At 73.1% G+C, this 15,374-nt stretch carries 14 protein-coding genes and 1 riboswitch; of the genes, 3 read left to right on the forward strand and 11 right to left on the reverse strand.

Annotated features, from left to right (window positions below; translation table 11 throughout):
• Positions 1-135: 135 nt before the first annotated feature.
• Both ACWDX7_RS06430 and ACWDX7_RS06435 read right to left on the reverse strand, forming a co-directional pair.
• Positions 136-576 (reverse strand): SRPBCC family protein, encoded by a 441-nt coding sequence (locus ACWDX7_RS06430; RefSeq protein ID WP_451493195.1) that lies wholly within the window; start codon positions 574-576, stop codon positions 136-138.
• Positions 577-655: 79 nt separating this feature from the next.
• The gene (locus ACWDX7_RS06435; RefSeq protein WP_451493196.1) at positions 656-1,453 is read right to left on the reverse strand and encodes a metallophosphoesterase family protein; all 798 of its coding nucleotides are present in this window, start codon (positions 1,451-1,453) and stop codon (positions 656-658) included.
• A gap of 229 nt (positions 1,454-1,682) precedes the next feature.
• On the opposite strand from ACWDX7_RS06435, the gene ACWDX7_RS06440 reads away from it, so the two are divergent.
• On the forward strand, positions 1,683-3,479 hold the full coding sequence (locus ACWDX7_RS06440) for an AMP-dependent synthetase/ligase (RefSeq protein WP_451493197.1): 1,797 nt from the start codon (positions 1,683-1,685) through the stop codon (positions 3,477-3,479).
• A gap of 330 nt (positions 3,480-3,809) precedes the next feature.
• Here the strand turns inward: ACWDX7_RS06440 and ACWDX7_RS06445 are convergent, their stop codons facing one another.
• The 6 genes from ACWDX7_RS06445 to ACWDX7_RS06470 all read right to left on the reverse strand — a co-directional run bounded on the left by ACWDX7_RS06445 (position 3,810) and on the right by ACWDX7_RS06470 (position 10,441).
• Positions 3,810-4,952 carry a glycosyltransferase family 4 protein gene (locus tag ACWDX7_RS06445; RefSeq protein WP_451493198.1) on the reverse strand — a complete coding sequence of 381 codons (1,143 nt, stop codon included), beginning with the start codon at positions 4,950-4,952 and terminating at the stop codon, positions 3,810-3,812.
• Between the two features lie 41 nt (positions 4,953-4,993).
• On the reverse strand, positions 4,994-6,124 hold the full coding sequence (locus tag ACWDX7_RS06450; protein ID WP_451493199.1) for a hypothetical protein: 1,131 nt from the start codon (positions 6,122-6,124) through the stop codon (positions 4,994-4,996).
• 75 nt (positions 6,125-6,199) lie between these two features.
• Positions 6,200-7,243: an NlpC/P60 family protein gene (locus tag ACWDX7_RS06455; RefSeq protein WP_451493200.1), complete on the reverse strand. Its 1,044-nt coding sequence runs from the start codon at positions 7,241-7,243 to the stop codon at positions 6,200-6,202.
• A gap of 274 nt (positions 7,244-7,517) precedes the next feature.
• Positions 7,518-8,543: an NlpC/P60 family protein gene (locus ACWDX7_RS06460; RefSeq protein ID WP_451493201.1), complete on the reverse strand. Its 1,026-nt coding sequence runs from the start codon at positions 8,541-8,543 to the stop codon at positions 7,518-7,520.
• A 253-nt stretch (positions 8,544-8,796) separates the two neighbouring features.
• The gene (locus ACWDX7_RS06465) at positions 8,797-10,161 is read right to left on the reverse strand and encodes an NYN domain-containing protein (protein WP_451493218.1); all 1,365 of its coding nucleotides are present in this window, start codon (positions 10,159-10,161) and stop codon (positions 8,797-8,799) included.
• Positions 10,162-10,201: 40 nt separating this feature from the next.
• On the reverse strand, positions 10,202-10,441 hold the full coding sequence (locus ACWDX7_RS06470) for a hypothetical protein (protein ID WP_008738811.1): 240 nt from the start codon (positions 10,439-10,441) through the stop codon (positions 10,202-10,204).
• Positions 10,442-10,686: 245 nt separating this feature from the next.
• Between ACWDX7_RS06470 and ACWDX7_RS06475 the strand changes: the two genes are divergently transcribed.
• Positions 10,687-11,409, forward strand: a complete 723-nt coding sequence (locus ACWDX7_RS06475; RefSeq protein ID WP_451493202.1) for a rhomboid family intramembrane serine protease — start codon at positions 10,687-10,689, stop codon at positions 11,407-11,409.
• Positions 11,406-11,687, forward strand: a complete 282-nt coding sequence (locus tag ACWDX7_RS06480; protein WP_008738815.1) for an Lrp/AsnC family transcriptional regulator — start codon at positions 11,406-11,408, stop codon at positions 11,685-11,687. Before ACWDX7_RS06475 ends, ACWDX7_RS06480 begins: the two co-directional genes overlap by 4 nt.
• 4 nt (positions 11,688-11,691) lie before the next feature.
• Here the strand turns inward: ACWDX7_RS06480 and ACWDX7_RS06485 are convergent, their stop codons facing one another.
• From ACWDX7_RS06485 to trpD, 3 genes are all read right to left on the reverse strand, one after another.
• Positions 11,692-12,273 (reverse strand): ferredoxin, encoded by a 582-nt coding sequence (locus tag ACWDX7_RS06485; protein ID WP_451493203.1) that lies wholly within the window; start codon positions 12,271-12,273, stop codon positions 11,692-11,694.
• Positions 12,274-12,286: 13 nt separating this feature from the next.
• The gene (locus ACWDX7_RS06490; protein WP_451493204.1) at positions 12,287-13,705 is read right to left on the reverse strand and encodes an aminotransferase class V-fold PLP-dependent enzyme; all 1,419 of its coding nucleotides are present in this window, start codon (positions 13,703-13,705) and stop codon (positions 12,287-12,289) included.
• A gap of 219 nt (positions 13,706-13,924) precedes the next feature.
• Positions 13,925-14,041: riboswitch (SAM riboswitch) on the reverse strand.
• A 91-nt stretch (positions 14,042-14,132) separates the two neighbouring features.
• Positions 14,133-15,197 (reverse strand): anthranilate phosphoribosyltransferase, encoded by a 1,065-nt coding sequence (gene trpD / locus ACWDX7_RS06495; RefSeq protein WP_451493205.1) that lies wholly within the window; start codon positions 15,195-15,197, stop codon positions 14,133-14,135.
• Between the last annotated feature and the right edge of the window lie 177 nt (positions 15,198-15,374).

The raw sequence follows: 15,374 nt of genomic DNA on the forward strand, positions 1-15,374 counted from the left end.
TCCGCCGGGCCCTGCAGGACATCCTCGCCGACAACCCCACCCGGGTCAGCCACCAGCAGAACGCGGAAATGACCCACCTGGCCCGGCCTGGCCGGGCCCGCGCCGTCCGCACCGTCCGGGCCGTCACGCGCCGGATCAGGCGGCCTCGACGCGCTTCTTCAGGCCCGCCAGGGCGCGGTCGATGATGACCTTCTCGGCCTTGCGCTTGATCATGCCGAGCATCGGGATCTTGACGTCCACGGTCAGCTGGTAGGTGACCTCGGTGCACTTGCCGCCGTCCACGGGCGTCAGCCGGTAGGAGCCGTCCAGCTGGCGCAGCATCTGCGACTTGTCCAGGGTCCAGCTGACCTCGTCCGCGCCCTTCCAGGTGTAGCTCAGCGTGTGGTCGTCCTTGATCGCGCCCGCGTCGAGGAGCAGCCTGACCTTCTCCGCGCGGCCCTCGGCGTCGGCGGCCAGCACCTCGGCCTCCTTCACCTCGCCGGTCCACTCGGGGTAGCGGGCGAAGTCGGCGATCACGGCCATCACGTCCGCCGGCGCAGCGTCGATCATGATGCTTGAGCTGGTGTGTTCCGCCATCGCGGTCGCTCCTCCGGAGAGTGTTCGAGGAAGTGTGCGGCCTCCGGCCGCCGCTCGAAGGCTACCGTGCGTGCGGAGCTCACCACTCCAGGGCCCAGGGCCTCCCCGTCGCCGCGAAATGCCCGACGTTCACGCATTCCGTCGCGCCGATGCGCATCCGCCGGGCCAGCGGCTGGTGGACGTGCCCGAAGAGGGCGTACCGGGGGCGGGTGCGGCGGATGGCGGCCAGCAGGGCCTCGCTCCCGCGCTCGAAACGGCGGGCGACCGTGTCGTAGCAGAGCTCCGGCACCTCCGGCGGGATGTGGGAGCAGAGCACGTCCACCTCGCCCAGCGCCTCCACCTTGGCGGCGTACTCCTCCACGTCCACCTCGTACGGCGTCCGCATCGGCGAGGGCAGGCCGCCGCCGACGAAGCCGAAGACCCGGCCGCCGATCTCCGCCCGCTGCCCGTCGAGCACGGTCAGGCCGGGGCGGTCGGCGTACTCGGGCCACAGCCCGGGGATGTCGACGTTGCCGTAGGTGGCGTACGTGGGGGTCGGGAAGGCGGCGAACATCTCCGCGTACTGGCGGCGCACGGCCTCCTCGGTCAGCCGTTCCCGGTCCAGCCCGGCCCACAGCCGCCGGCCCAGGGCCCGGGCCTCCTCGAAGCGGCGCGCGGTGCGCAGTTCGACGATCCGGTCGGCGTTCTCGACGCCGAACAGGTCGGGGAAGATGCCGCGCGAGTGGTCGGCGTAGTCGAGGTAGAGGATGAGGTCACCGAGGCAGATCAGCGCGTCGGCGCCCTCCCCCGCCCGGGCGAGGGCCTCGCTGTTGCCGTGCACGTCGCTCACGACGTGCACCCGGGTACCCCTCTTCGCGCCACGCGTGCTGCCAGCCATGCGATCACCCTAGGGAAGTCCGCGGACGGCGGGTAGAGGGGGTTGGGGAGGGGCCGGACCTGCGGTTACTACCGGGTCGTCAACGGGGTCGACTACTGTCGGCACCGTATGGCCGCGTCACTGTGACGCACGGAACATCTGGCCGGTTCCCTCTATCGGGAACCCACTACCGGTGGGTAACGTCCGGTCGGTCCACATGGTGGCGATGGCGCCCAGAGGAGCAGCAGTCTTGCGCGAGTTCAGCCTTCCGGCCCTGTACGAGGTCCCTTCGGACGGGAATCTGACGGATCTCATCCGCCGCAACGCCGCTCAGCATCCCGACACCGCCGTCATGAGCCGCAAGGCCGACGGCCGGTGGCAGGACGTGACGGCGACTGAGTTCCTCGCCGAGGTCCGGGCCGTGGCCAAGGGCCTGATGGCTGCCGGCATCCGTCCCGGCGACCGCGTCGCCCTGATCTCCCGCACCCGCTACGAGTGGGTGCTGATCGACTTCGCGATCTGGAGCGCGGGCGGCATCACCGTCCCCGTGTACGAGACCAGCTCGCCCGAGCAGGTCCAGTGGATCCTCGGCGACTCCGGCGCCGTCGCCGCCATCGTGGAGAGCCCCGGCCACAGCGGGACCGTCGCCGCCCTGCGCGACCAACTGCCCGAGCTGCGCGAGGTCTGGGAGATCGAGGGCGGCGCCCTCGACGCGCTGAGGACCGCCGGCGCCGGCATCACCGACGCCGAGGTGGACGAGCGCAGCACCCTGACGAACGCCGACGACCCGGCCACCATCGTCTACACCTCGGGCACCACCGGCCGCCCCAAGGGCTGTGTGCTGACCCATCGCAACTTCTTCGCCGAGTGCGGCAACGCCGTGGCGCGCCTGAGCCCGCTGTTCAAGACCGGCGAGTGCTCGGTGCTGCTCTTCCTGCCGGCCGCGCACGTCTTCGGGCGCCTGGTGGAGGTCGCGGCCGTACTGGCGCCGATCCGCCTGGGCTGCGTACCGGACATCAAGAACCTCACCGAGGAGCTGTCCTCCTTCCGGCCCACGCTGATCCTCGGCGTGCCGCGCGTCTTCGAGAAGGTCTACAACTCGGCGCGCGCCAAGGCCCAGGCGGACGGCAAAGGCCGGATCTTCGACGCCGCCGCGGAGACGGCGATCGCGTACAGCCGAGCGCTGGACGCCCCCCGCGGCCCGTCCCTCGGGCTCAAGCTGAAGCACAAGGTCTTCTCCAAGCTCGTCTACAGCAAGCTCCACGCCGTCCTCGGCGGGCGCGGCGAGTACGCGATCTCCGGCGGCGCCCCGCTGGGCGAGCGGCTCGGCCACTTCTTCCGCGGCATCGGCTTCACCGTGCTGGAGGGCTACGGCCTGACTGAGTCCTGCGCGGCCACGACCTTCAACCCGTGGGACAAGCAGAAGATCGGTACGGTCGGCCAGCCCATGCCGGGCTCCGTGGTGCGCATCGCGGACGACGGCGAGGTGCTGCTGCACGGCGAGCAGATCTTCCAGGGGTACTGGAAGAACGAGACGGCGACCGCCGACGCGCTGACCGACGGCTGGTTCCACACCGGGGACGTCGGCACCCTCGACGAGGACGGCTACCTGACGATCACCGGGCGCAAGAAGGAGCTCATCGTCACCGCGGGCGGCAAGAACGTGGCGCCCGCCGTGATCGAGGACCGGATCCGGGCGCACGCGCTGGTCGCGGAGTGCATGGTGGTGGGCGACGGACGGCCGTTCGTGGCCGCGCTGGTCACCATCGACGAGGAGTTCCTCGGCCGCTGGGCCGCGGAGAACGGCAAGCCGGCCGGTGTGACGGCGGCGGAGCTGCGGGAGGACGCGCAGCTGGTGGCCGCCGTGCAGAGGGCCGTGGACGACGGCAACGCGGCGGTGTCGAAGGCGGAGTCGGTGCGCAAGTTCCGCATCCTGCCGGCCCAGTTCACAGAGGAGTCGGGGCACATCACCCCGTCGCTGAAGCTGAAGCGCAACGTGGTGGCGAAGGACTTCGCGGACGAGATCGAGGCCCTGTACCGCGGCTGACCCCGCGCGCCCCCCGGCCCCGCCCGGACCCGGACGCACCCCGCCCGGACCCGGACGCATCCCGCCCGGACCCGGACGCATCCCGCCCGGACCCGGACGCACCCCGCCCGGACCGGGACGCACCCGGCGGGGCTGAGACGCAGCCCCGCCGGCGCTTGAGGCGAAACGCGCAGCCCCGCCGGCGCTTGAGGCGAAACGCGCAGCCCCGCCGGCGCTTGAAGCGAAACGCGCAGCCCCGCCGGCGCTTGAAGCGAAACGCGCAGCCCCGCCGGCGCTTGAAGCGAAACGCGCAGCCCCGCCGGCGCTTGAGGCGGGAGGCTCGGCCCCCGGCTACAGCAGCTCGCGCAGCCGTTCCGCGAGGAGGTCCCAGCGCCAGCGTTCCTCCACCCACGCCCGGCCGCGCTCGCCCATCCGCGCCCGCAGTTCCGGATCCAGCAGCAGCGTGCTGATACGGTCCGCCGCCTCCTCTGGGGAGCCGCCCCGGACGACCCAGCCCGTCTCACCGTCCAGCACCGCGTCCGGCGCCCCGCCCGAGTCACCGGCGAGCACCGGCAGGCCCGTCGCCGAAGCCTCCAGGTAGACGATGCCGAGGCCTTCCACGTCCAGACCGCCCCGCCGGGTCCGGCACGGCATCGCGAAGACGTCCCCCGCGCCGTAGTGCGCGGGCAGCTCCTCCCACGGGACCGATCCGGTGAACACCACCGACCCCGCCACCCCCGTGGCGGCGGCCAGCGCCCGCAGGTCCGCCTCGTACGGCCCGCCTCCCACGATCAGCAGCACCGCGTCCGGCACGGCCGCCAGGATCCGCGGCATCGACCGGATCAGCGTGTCCTGGCCCTTGCGCGGGACGAGGCGCGAGACGCAGACGACCACCGGCCGGTCGGTCAGCCCGAGCCGCGCCCGGACCTCCGCGCCGCCCGACTCGGGGTGGAAGGTCTTCTCGTCCACGCCCGGGGGCAGCTGCACCATCCGCGCCGCCGCCCCTTCCGTCAGCGCCGAGGCGATCCGGGAGCGGGTGTACTCCCCCAGGTAGGTCAGGGTGTCCGTGCCCTCGCCGATCCGCCGCAGCAGCTGCCGCGCGGCCGGCAGCTGGGCCCACCCCGCCTCGTGCCCGTGGGTGGTCGCCACCAGCCGCCGCGCGCCCGCCCGCCGCAGCGCCGGGCCCATCAGGCCGAGCGGGGCCGCGGCGCCGAACCACACGGACTCGCAGCCGTGTTCGCGCAGCAGCTCCACCGCCCGCCGCGTCACGCGCGGCGTCGGCAGCAGCATCGTCGTACGGTCGCGCACGACCTGGAACGGCTGCTCGGCGTCGAAGTCGGCGGTGGCCTCGCGGCCCTCCGCGCTGTGCTTCCAGGTGGAGGCGTAGACGACGACCCGGTCGGGGTCCAGCCTCAACGCCATGTTGTGCAGGAAGGCCTGGATGCCGCCCGGTCGCGGCGGGAAGTCGTTGGTCACGATCAGCGTCTTGTGCATGGCCTGCCGACAGTACCGGAAGCCGCCGCGCCGTACGGTGCTCACCGCAGCTCGCCGCGCAGCTCCTCCTGCCAGGCCTTCGTCAGCTCCGCCGGGCCGGTCCCGAGGACGTCTTCGAGGGCGGTCTCCAGCGGCTCCCGGCCCGCCCGCTCGTACAGCCCGACCAGCGCCTCGTCGCCCCACCGCCGGGCGATCAGCCGGCAGGCCAGCCACGCGCCCTCGTACGCCCGGGCCACCGCCTCGGGGTCACCGCCGAAGGAGAAGGCCTCGGCCCCGGGGAGCGCGCCCGGCACCTCTCCGCGCCGCACCGCGCGCGCCAGCGCCGGGGCGGCCTCGGCGGGGGCATCGGGGGCGGCCCGGTACGCCGCCCAGTCCGCGAAGCCTTCGGAGAGCCACAGCGGGGTCGTGGCGGAGGTCGCCGTCCGGGTGGCCACGTGGGTGACCTCGTGGGTGAGGACGAACCGCCGGCCCGCCTCGCCCAGCTCTGCGTACCCCTCGGGGTTGATCACCACCCGGTCGGCCGGGGCGGGGCCCGCGCCCACGCGTCCCGTGGTGACGGCGGCCAGTCCCCGGTAGGCGTCGGCCGGCCTGCCCAGCAGCTGCGCCATCCGGTCCAGGGACCCGGGGACCAGCACCACCACCCGGCCCGCCCACGGCCGGGGCCAGGCCGCGCTCGCCGCGGGGACCGCCCGGTCGGCCTCGGCGGCGATCCCGGCCAGGGTCTCGGCGCCGGCGGCGCCCAGGACCAGGGAGTGCGCGCCCCGGACGACGGCCACCGGTCCCTGGTCCCACAGCTGCGGCGGCGCGCCGGGCGCGGGCCGGTCGGCCCGGACCTGCCAGGTCCCGCCGTCCCCCTCCTCCAGTTCGAGTTCGCGCTGCGAGCCGTCGGGGGCCGCGTCGTGGCCGGCGAGCCGGTAGCGCAGCGCGGCCCGTACGAAGGCCCGTACGCCCTCGCGCCGCACCGAGGCGACCTCGTACGCCCAGTCCTCCAGGGGGATCCCGGAGAGCCGTTCGGGCGGCTGCCGCGACCAGGCGGCCACGGCCCGGCGGATGTCCTGCTCGGTGGCGTCGCGCGGGGGCGCCGGCGCACCGCATCCGGCCAGCAGGAGGCAGAGCAGGAGCAGCAGGACGCGGACGGCGCGACGGCCTGCGGCACCTCGACCCGGAAACATCAGCCGATCGTACGCACCGGCCGGACGGGCGCCGGACCCTGCGGCGCTACGGAGCCCGGCCGGGCCCCGATCGGGTCAGGGCCGGGTCACCGAGGACACCGGCATCATCCCGACCGGGTCGTAGCGGACCCGGGCGCCCGGGTACGGCGCGTGCACCACCTGGCCGTTGCCGACGTACATGCCGACGTGGCTGGCGTCCGAGCGGTACGTCACCAGGTCGCCGGGCCGCGCCTGCGACAGGGGCACCTGCCGCCCGGCGTGCCGCTGGGCCTGCGAGGTGCGCGGCAGGGAGACGCCGGCCTGCCGGTACGACCACACCATCAGCCCCGAGCAGTCGAAGCCGGAGGGGCCCGTGGAGCCCCACACGTAGGGGCGTCCGACCGCGGCCCGGGCCGCCATCACGGCGGCAGCGGCGCGGCCAGAGACGGCTCCCGCGGCGGCGGGGTCGGGCAGGCCCTCGGGGCGTTCCCCGGCGCGTGAGGGGCGCTCGAAGGCGGCCCGCTCCTCGGACGGCATGGCGTTGAGCAGGCGCCGGGCGGCGGCGAGCTTCGCCGTGACGGAGCGCTTGTGCCGGGCCACGTCGGCGCGCAGGGCGTCGAGTTCGGCGAGTTTGCGGGCCGCGTCCTGCCGCTGGTGGGCGAGTCGGCGCTGTTCCTCCCGCAGTTCGCCCAGCTGCCGGGCCTGGCGGTCGGTGAGCCGCTCCAGGACGGCGGCCCGGTCCAGGTAGTCATCCGGGTCCTCGGACAGCATCAGTCCGACGGTGGGGTCGATGCCGCCGCTGCGGTACTGGGCTCCGGCGTAGGTGCCGAGGATGCCGCGCATGGTGTTGATGCGGTCCTGGCCGCGAGCCACCGCGTCCTGGGCCCGGCTGACCTCGGCGCGCAGCCGGTCGGCCTTCTCGCCCGCCTCGTTGAAGCGCTCGGTGGCCTGCTCGGCCTCCTCGAAGAGCCGGTCGACCTGGGTGCGGCTGCTGCCGGGCGGCTCCTGCGGCAGGCCGGGGGCCGCGTTCGCGGGCAGGCCCGTCATGGCGACCGCCGCGGTGGCCGCGGCGGCGGTGAGGACGGTGACCTTCGTGTTCCGTTCGGGGCCGCTGGGCCCGGGCCGGCGATGGGACGCCACGTGAAACCGCTCCCTTGCGCTGTGCGGGCCCCGGGTCCGCCCCCCGTGGACGGCCGTGGGCCGGGTCCGCGCTGGCAGACAGTAGCCGCGCGACCGGGCACCGGCCAACGACCGCCGTGGGCACGCACAGTGACGCCCCGCAGGAGACGCAGGTCACCGGCGGGGCGTGCGGTCAGTACGCCGCCTGCGAATTCGCCCGGATGGGCGGTGTGCGGTGCGCACTTCCGCGAGGCGGGGGCGGCGGGGGCGTGGCCTGGAGCTGGGGCGGCGCGGCTCAGACGCGGACGCCGAACATGAACGGCATGTTGTCCATGGACTCGTACTTGACGCCGCCGCGCGGGTTGGCGGCGTGCAGCGTCATGTTGTTGCCCGCGTACAGGCCGACGTGGTGCAGGTCGTCGTAGAAGAAGACGAGGTCGCCTGGCTGGAGTTGGCTGCGGCTGATGCGTGTGCCGTCGTTGGCCTGCGTGTAGGTGGTGCGGGTGAGGGAGACACCGGCCTGCTTGTACGCCCACTGGGTCAAGCCCGAGCAGTCGAAGGCGCTGGGGCCCTCGGCGCCGGAGATGTACGCGCTGCCGACCTTGGTCTTGGCGGCGTTGAGGGCGGCGCCGGCCCGGCCCGAGGCCTGCACGTTGCCGAGTTCGACGCGCGTGCTGTCGCTGCGGCTGGCGCGCGTCTCCTCGTCCTTGATCGCCGCCCGCTCCTGCGCGGTGAGGCTGTTGAGCAGGGCCTGTGCCTGCGCGAGCTTGTCCGCCGAGACCTTCTTCTTCTCGCCGAGCTCCTTGCGGGTGGCGTCGAGGTCGGCGAGCTTGCCGGCGGCCTCCTGGCGCTGCTGGGCGAGGCTGCGCTGCTTGTCCTGGATCTTCTGGACCGCCTCGACCTGCTTGCCGCTCAAGTGCTCCAGCGTGGAGGCCTTGTCGAGGTAGCTGTCGGGGTCGGCGGAGAGGAAGAGGGCCAGGGACTGGTCGATGCCGCCGCTGCGGTACTGGGCGCTCGCCATGGAACCGAGCGTGCTGCGCAGTTCGTTGAGGTCGCCCTGGCCGCGTGCGACCTGGTCCTGGAGCTGCCCGATCTCCTTTTCGAGCTTCTCCTGGCGCTCCTTGGCCCCGTTGAACTTCTCGGTGGCCTGTTCGGCCTCCTCGTAGAGGGCGTCGACCTGGGACTTGACCTCGTCCTTGCTCGGCTTCGCCGGAGCGGCGGAGGCACCCTGGGAGGAAAGGGCGACGGCTGCGGCCGCGGTGGCGGTCAGCACGGTCACACGAGCACGGTTCGGCTGCTTGGGTCGACGGTGGGACGCCACGAAGGCGAGCTCCTTCTTCCTCTTGCCGCCGAAGGACGCAACTCGGCAGCGCCTTCGCTGTCACCCCGAATGGGTGATCTACCGCACGAAGGTTTGAACAGACCCTAGTGACCCCGCCGTGATCACTTCAAATCCTGTAAGGCAAAAACTCCGTCCCCGACCAGGTTCTTTACCTACAGCGCACGCTGTGTGCCGGGCACTTGACGGTACGTTCCCTGAACGCACCGCCAATTCCGGCATACCGCCGAGGAGTTTACGAAACGCGCGAAAGCCGCTTCAGCAACAAAGCGGACGCGACGGGCCGTGCCCCGGCCTTGGCCACCCCGTCGGCGACCTCCCGGTCCGTGGAGACGACGACCACCGGGCGGCCGGGCGGCTCGGCGCGCACCAACTGGCGGATCAGTTCGTCCGCCGTCACCCCCGCCTTGGAGAACAGCACCCGCACCCCGCGCGGCGGCGCGAGCAGCACCGGGGCTGCCAGTTCGGCCCCGTCGAAGACACAAGTCATCTCCGCGCCCGTCTGCGCGGCCAGCATGGACAGCCCGCCCAGCAGCCGCAGCCGCTGCTTCTCCAGCGGCATCGTCGGATAACCGGTCTTGGTCACGTTGTAGCCGTCGACCACCAGATGCGCCTGGGGCAGCGCCAACAGCTGGTCCAGCAGCGCCGGATCGGTCTCCGACAGGGCGCGCGCCGCGATGTCCTTCGGCATCATCCGGCCGGGCTCCACCGCTTCCACGGTGTCCGCGGGGCGGGTGGAGACGGGCGGCAGCGCCAGCTCGCGGCGCAGCCCCGCCGCCGCGTCGAGCACGGTGTCCAGCAGCAGCCGCAGCCGCATGTCCTCGATGCTGCGGCCCTCGCGGGTGGCCCGGCGCGAGGTCTCCAGCGCCGTCTCCACCTCCGCCAGCCGCGACTTGAGCCGCCGGGTCTCGCTCTCGGCGGCGGCCACGCGCGCGGCCGCCTCCCCGCGGATCCCGTCGATCTCGGCGTTCACCCTGCGCAGGGCCGCCTCGCCGCGCTTGACGTCGCTCAGCGCGCTGCGCAGCTTGCGGTGAAGCGATTCCGCTTCCTTGCGGGCCGCGTCGAGCTCGACGCGCACCTGCTCACCGCCGGTGCGCTGCTGTTCCCGTACGTGGGCCAGCTCCTCGCGCAGCCGCTCCAGCTCGCGCCGGGTCTCCTCGCCCACCCGCTCGGCGTCGGCGCGCTGGGCCTCCTCGCCCGCGGCGGCCACCAGCTTGACCCAGCCGACGGGCCGCAGGACGTACGCGGCGGCCGCCACGTCCAGGGGGTCGGCGGCGGCGGGCGGGACACCGGACTCCAGGGCCCCGGCGAGATCCGCCTGCGCCTCGCGCACCTTCTCAGCGACCCTGCCGCGGAACACGGCGTCGGTCTCGACGGCCGCGGCCATGGCGTTGCCGGCGAACTTCGCGCGCCGCGTCGGGGTGAAGCGGGCGTACTGGCGCAGCGGCGCCGGAAGATCCGCGACCGTCAGTCCGCCGAAGGCGTCCGAGACCAGTGCGACGACCCGGCGCCGCACGCCTTCCGGCAGCGGGCGGTCGAGCACCTCGGCGGCGTCGCCGGCCGCGTCGGCCGGCTCAGCGCCGCTTGCTGGCTCCACAATCCGTCACCCCTACCGTGATCTTCCTGTGGGCGCGCCTCCGTCAGGAGTCCGCGCCCGGCCTGTCCACGAGCTCGATCTGGTCCACCGCGTTGCACCACCGGCAGCGGACCGACTCGATGGTCTCATTGACCACCTCGCGCTCCTCGACCTTGGGCTCCCCGGCGAGGTCCAGGTGTACGTATTCCACGACCTTCGACGAACGGGTGACGTCGAAACGCGTGAGGTTGCCGCACAGGGTGCAGCGCCACCGAGTGGTGTCGGTCGGCAGGGGAACCGTCATCAGGCCGCTCTCTCCTTCGTAGCTGATTCAATTAAAGCCGCCCGCGGGCCGGACCGTCCGCGTCCGGCCGGGCGCGCGGAGGCCGGGAGCGCGGACGGCCGTGCGCGGATGGCCCTGCTGGCGTAAGGCCGTCCAGGGGCGCATACCCGCCTGTCGGGCCGCTCACGTCGGTCCGCGGACCGCAGCTCGTAACCCTACGGCCTGCCACCGCTCCCGGCGGGCGCTGTTGAGTCATGCTCTGTCGCATGATCGTAAGGTGGCGGGCGGTACGCGAGGCTGCCCGGGGACCGGTGGTCACCCACGCGCTGATCGCCGGCTGCGCAGTCGTGTTCCTCCTGGGCCCGGCGTCGGGGCTCGACCCGGCCTACGGGACGGGCGACGAGCTGCTGGCCGCCGGGACGGCGTACTTCCGGCGCTGGGGCGTGATCCCGGCCGAGCTCTTCACCGGCGGCGTCCGCGCCCTGCTGACGCCGCTGACCGCCCTGTTCGTCCACGGCAGCTGGCCGCACCTGCTCGGCAACATGCTCTTCCTGCACGTCTTCGGCCGGATGACGGAGCAGCGGATGGGCCGCGCGGCGTTCCTCGCCTTCTACGTCTGTACGGGCTACCTGGCCCTGGCCGTGTACGCGGCGGCCAACGCGGGGTCCTCGCAGACGCTGGTCGGGGCGTCCGGGGCCATCTCCGCGGTGCTGGGCGCCTTCCTGTGCCTGCTGCCGCGCGCCCGGGTGACGAGCCTGTTCCCGTTCCTGTTCTTCCTGCCGCTGCGCTTTCCCGCGTGGATCGTGCTGTTGTTCTGGTTCGCCCTCCAAGGAGTGGCGGCGCACCGCGCCGAGAGCGGTCCGGGGGTCGCCTATCTGGCCCACCTGGTGGGCTTCTCGCTCGGCTTCCTGTACGCGGGGGTGCGCTACCGGCGTGGGACTAGAGTGAGGCGACCAGCGACGGCCACCGAGGGAGACAGCCAGCCGTGATCACCGCGATCGTGCTCATCAAGACCAGTGTGGACCGCATCCCCGAGATCGCCGAGTCCATCGCCGCGCTGGACAGCGTCAGCGAGGTCTACTCCGTCACGGGTACGTACGACCTGATCGCGCTGGTCCGCGTGGCCCGCCACGAGAACCTGGCGGACATCATCCCGGGCCGGATCAGCAAGATCCCGGGCGTCGAGGCGACGGACACGCACGTGGCGTTCCGTACGTACTCCCAGCACGACCTGGAGGCGGCCTTCGCGATCGGTCTCGACGCGTAGCGGCTCATAGCGGGGGCAGCGCCTCTCCCGACCGGGCGGGGCGGCCCTCTCCGAGCCAGAACAGGTATCCGCGCAGGTAGTCCGCGAGGCCGCCGTCGATGTGGGCGACGTAATCGCGGGCCCCTGAAGCAGCCTCGCGCTCGTCCTCCCGCTCCGAGACGGACCATTTCCGGTCCAGGGCCACGGCCCACTCGCGCACGCGGCCGTGCTCGCTCCACCACTGACGGACCAGCTCAGGGGTCCAGTGTGCGTCGCCGTTGCACTGGTAGCCCACCATCGGGTCCTGGGACGCGGCAGCGATGACCCGGTACGTCTCCTCGGCGTCGCGGGGCTGTCGATAGACGAACTCCTGGCCCGAATCGTCGTCGTAGAGCACCTGGGCAGGCGCGACCTCCCGCCCCACCCAGCAGGTGTCGGTCCCCGCGCCGTAGAACGGCCCCGGCACATTGCGCCAGTCGCGCTCCGTCCACGCGTCCGGCCATTCGCCCCACGGCGGGGCGTACGCCGGCACCCACTGCGCATGACCCGGCAGCGGTTCGCCGACGACGCAGGCTCGGACGGTCGGCATCGGGTCCCAGTACCTCATGATCCGCAGCCTGTCACACGGCCGGGACGCAGCGGCCCTCTTCCGTGCGGTACTGCCACTTCGCGCCCTCCGCGACGAGCTCCTTCACCGCGCGGACGAACCGCTCCACGTGCTCGTCCGGGGTGCCGGCGCCGAAGCTGACCCGGATCGCGTTGAGGGACCGCTCGCCCGGCGCCGCCTCGGGGGCCCCGCACTCGCCCTGGGCCTGCGGCTCGCTGCCCAGCAGCGTGCGCACCAGCGGGTGCGCGCAGAACAGCCCGTCGCGCACGCCGATCCCGTACTCCGCGGACAGCGCCGCCGCGAAGTGGGAGCTGTTCCAGCCGTCCACCACGAAGGAGATGACCCCGACCCGCAGCGCGTCGTCGCCGAACAGGGACAGCACCCGCACCTGCGGGACCTCCGCCAGGCCCGCCCGGACCGTGGCGATGAGCCGCCGCTCCCGCGCGAGCAGGTTCTCGAAGCCCGCCTCGGTCAGGGCGCGGCAGGCGGAGGCGATCGAGTAGACGCCGATGACGTTCGGGGAGCCGGCCTCGTGGCGGGCGGCCGTGGTGTGCCACTCGACGTCCACGCCGCCGTCCTCGCGGCGGGCCACCGTCCGCGAGGCGCCGCCGCCCGCCAGGTACGGCTCGCCCTCCCGCAGCCAGTCCGCCCGGCCGGCCAGGACGCCCGAGCCGAAGGGTGCGTAGAGCTTGTGTCCGGAGAAGGCGACCCAGTCCACGTCCAGGTGCCGCACGGAGACGGGGTGGTGCGGGGCCAGCTGGGCGGCGTCGAGCACGATGCGGGCGCCGTGGGCGTGTGCGGCGGCGGCGAGTTCCTTCACCGGCCACAGTTCACCGGTGACGTTGGACGCGCCCGTGACGCAGACCAGCGCCGGCCCCTTGGGGTCTCCCCAGCTCGAAGAGCCAGGGGACGGCTCCCGGCCGGCGAGGGCCCGCTCCAGGATGGCGACGGCCTCGTCCGCGGTCCGGGGGGCGTTGAGGTACGTGACCTGGGCGTCCGTCCACGGCAGCAGCGAGGCGTGGTGCTCGGTCTCGAAGACGAAGACCTGGCAGCCGGCCGGCAGCACGGCGGCGAGCAGGTTCAGCGAGTCGGTGGTGGAGCGGGTGAAGACGACCTGGTCGCCGGGGCGGCAGTCGAGGAACTCGGCCACCGTGGCCCGGCTCTGCTCGAAGAGGTCGGTGGAGAGCTGGGAGAGGTAGCCGGCGCCGCGGTGCACGCTGCCGTAGTACGGGGCGTAGGCGGCGACGTCGTCCCAGACGCGCTGCAGGGCGGGGGCGCTCGCCGCGTAGTCGAGGGCGGCGTAGGTGAGTTCGCCGCCGGTGACGAGGGGGACGGTGACGTCGCGGCCGAGGACGGGCAGCGGCTCGGTACAGGCGGCCTCGGCGGTGGCGGTGGCGGCGGTGTTCAGGGATGCGGACAGCACAGCGGACATGGCGGTATCTCCCGGCAGGCAGGGGTGAATGGCTTCGGTGTGCCCGTACGCGGCGGGGCGACGGCCGGACGGCCGTGCGGCGGGTACGGGGAGCCCCGGACGGGAGGGGTGCACGAAGTGGCCCTGGTCCGGGGGTGGAAGAAGGGGCGAGTCGCCCTATCGCATTCGCTTGCTCACGGAAAACGCTCCTCGAAAAGACCAGGACCCCTGGTATCGAGGGATCCGCGCTTGCCGTAGACCTCACTGCCTACGACCCGGTCATCACCCGGGGCACCCCGCCACGGAAGGAGGGTTGCCGGACAGCAAGCCGGGGCCTGAACGCTGTCACTCGTGACCTGGTCAGCATCCTGCCACAAGATCCGCCCACGGCAAGACCCCGGTCCGAATGGCGGACCGGGGCCTTGGCCCAAAAGGGCTTGCGCGTGGCCTACGCGTTGCTCGCGGCCACCCAGCGTTCCAGCGCGGCACGGGCGGAACCGGAGTCGATCGCCTCCGCCGCCCGGGCGATGCCCGCCGCGATCTGCTCCTCCAGCGTGCCCGCGCCCGGGTCCAGGGCCACCAGCGCCGCGGCCGCGTTCAGCAGGACCGCCTCGCGGACCGGTCCCCGCTCGCCCGACAGCAGGCGGCGGGCGACGTCCGCGTTGTACGAGGCGTCCGCGCCGCGCAGCTCCGCCACGTCCACCAGGGAGATGCCCACGTCGCGCGGGTCGAAGGCCTGCTCCTCCACCCGGCCCTCGCGCACCCACCACACCCGCGACGTGGCCGTGGTCGTCAGCTCGTCGAGGCCGTCGTCGCCCCGGAACACCAGGGCGGAGGAACCGCGTTCGGCGAGCACGCCCGCCACGATCGGGGCCATCCGGGCGTCGGCCACACCCGTGGCCTGCGCCCGTACGCGCGCCGGATTGGTCAGCGGGCCGAGGAAGTTGAAGGTGGTGCGGATGCCGAGCTCCTTGCGGGCCGCGGCCACATGGCGCAGCGCCGGGTGGAACTTCACCGCGAAGCAGAAGGTGATGCCGGCCCGCTCGGCCACTTCCGCCACCCGCGCCGGGGTGAGGTCGAGGTTGACGCCGAGCTTCTCCAGGACGTCCGAGGCCCCGCTCGCGGAGGACGCGGCCCGGTTGCCGTGCTTGACCACCTTGGCGCCCGTACCGGCGACCACGATGGCCGACATCGTGGAGATGTTCACCGTTTTGGCGCCGTCGCCGCCGGTGCCGACGATGTCCACCGTCCGGCCCGGTACCTCGATCAGGTTGGCGTGCTCGTACATGGCGCGTACCAGGCCGTTGATCTCGGCGACCGTCTCCCCCTTCGCCCGCAGGGCGACGGCGAAGCCGGCGATCTGGGCGTCGGTGGCTTCCCCGCGCATGATCCGGTCCATGGCCCAGGCCGTGTCGTCGGCGCGCAGGTCCTCTCCGCTGAGCAGGGCGTCCAGTACGCCCGGCCAGCCGCGGGCCGCCACGCTGTCGCCGCCTGCCGGGGTCACCACGTTCATGGTCCGCTCCTGCTGCTGGTCAAGGATTCCACGTCGAATGGGAAGGGCTTCAGCCTATCCAGCCCCGGAGACGGCAAAGAGCCCCGTCCAGACACTGGACGGGGCTCTCGCCGTGGCGACACCAGGACTGACCGAAATCAGTCCCTCATGCGGTCATGCGGTCATGCGGTCCTACCG

It is taken from the genome of Streptomyces sp. NPDC003034 (assembly GCF_053591375.1).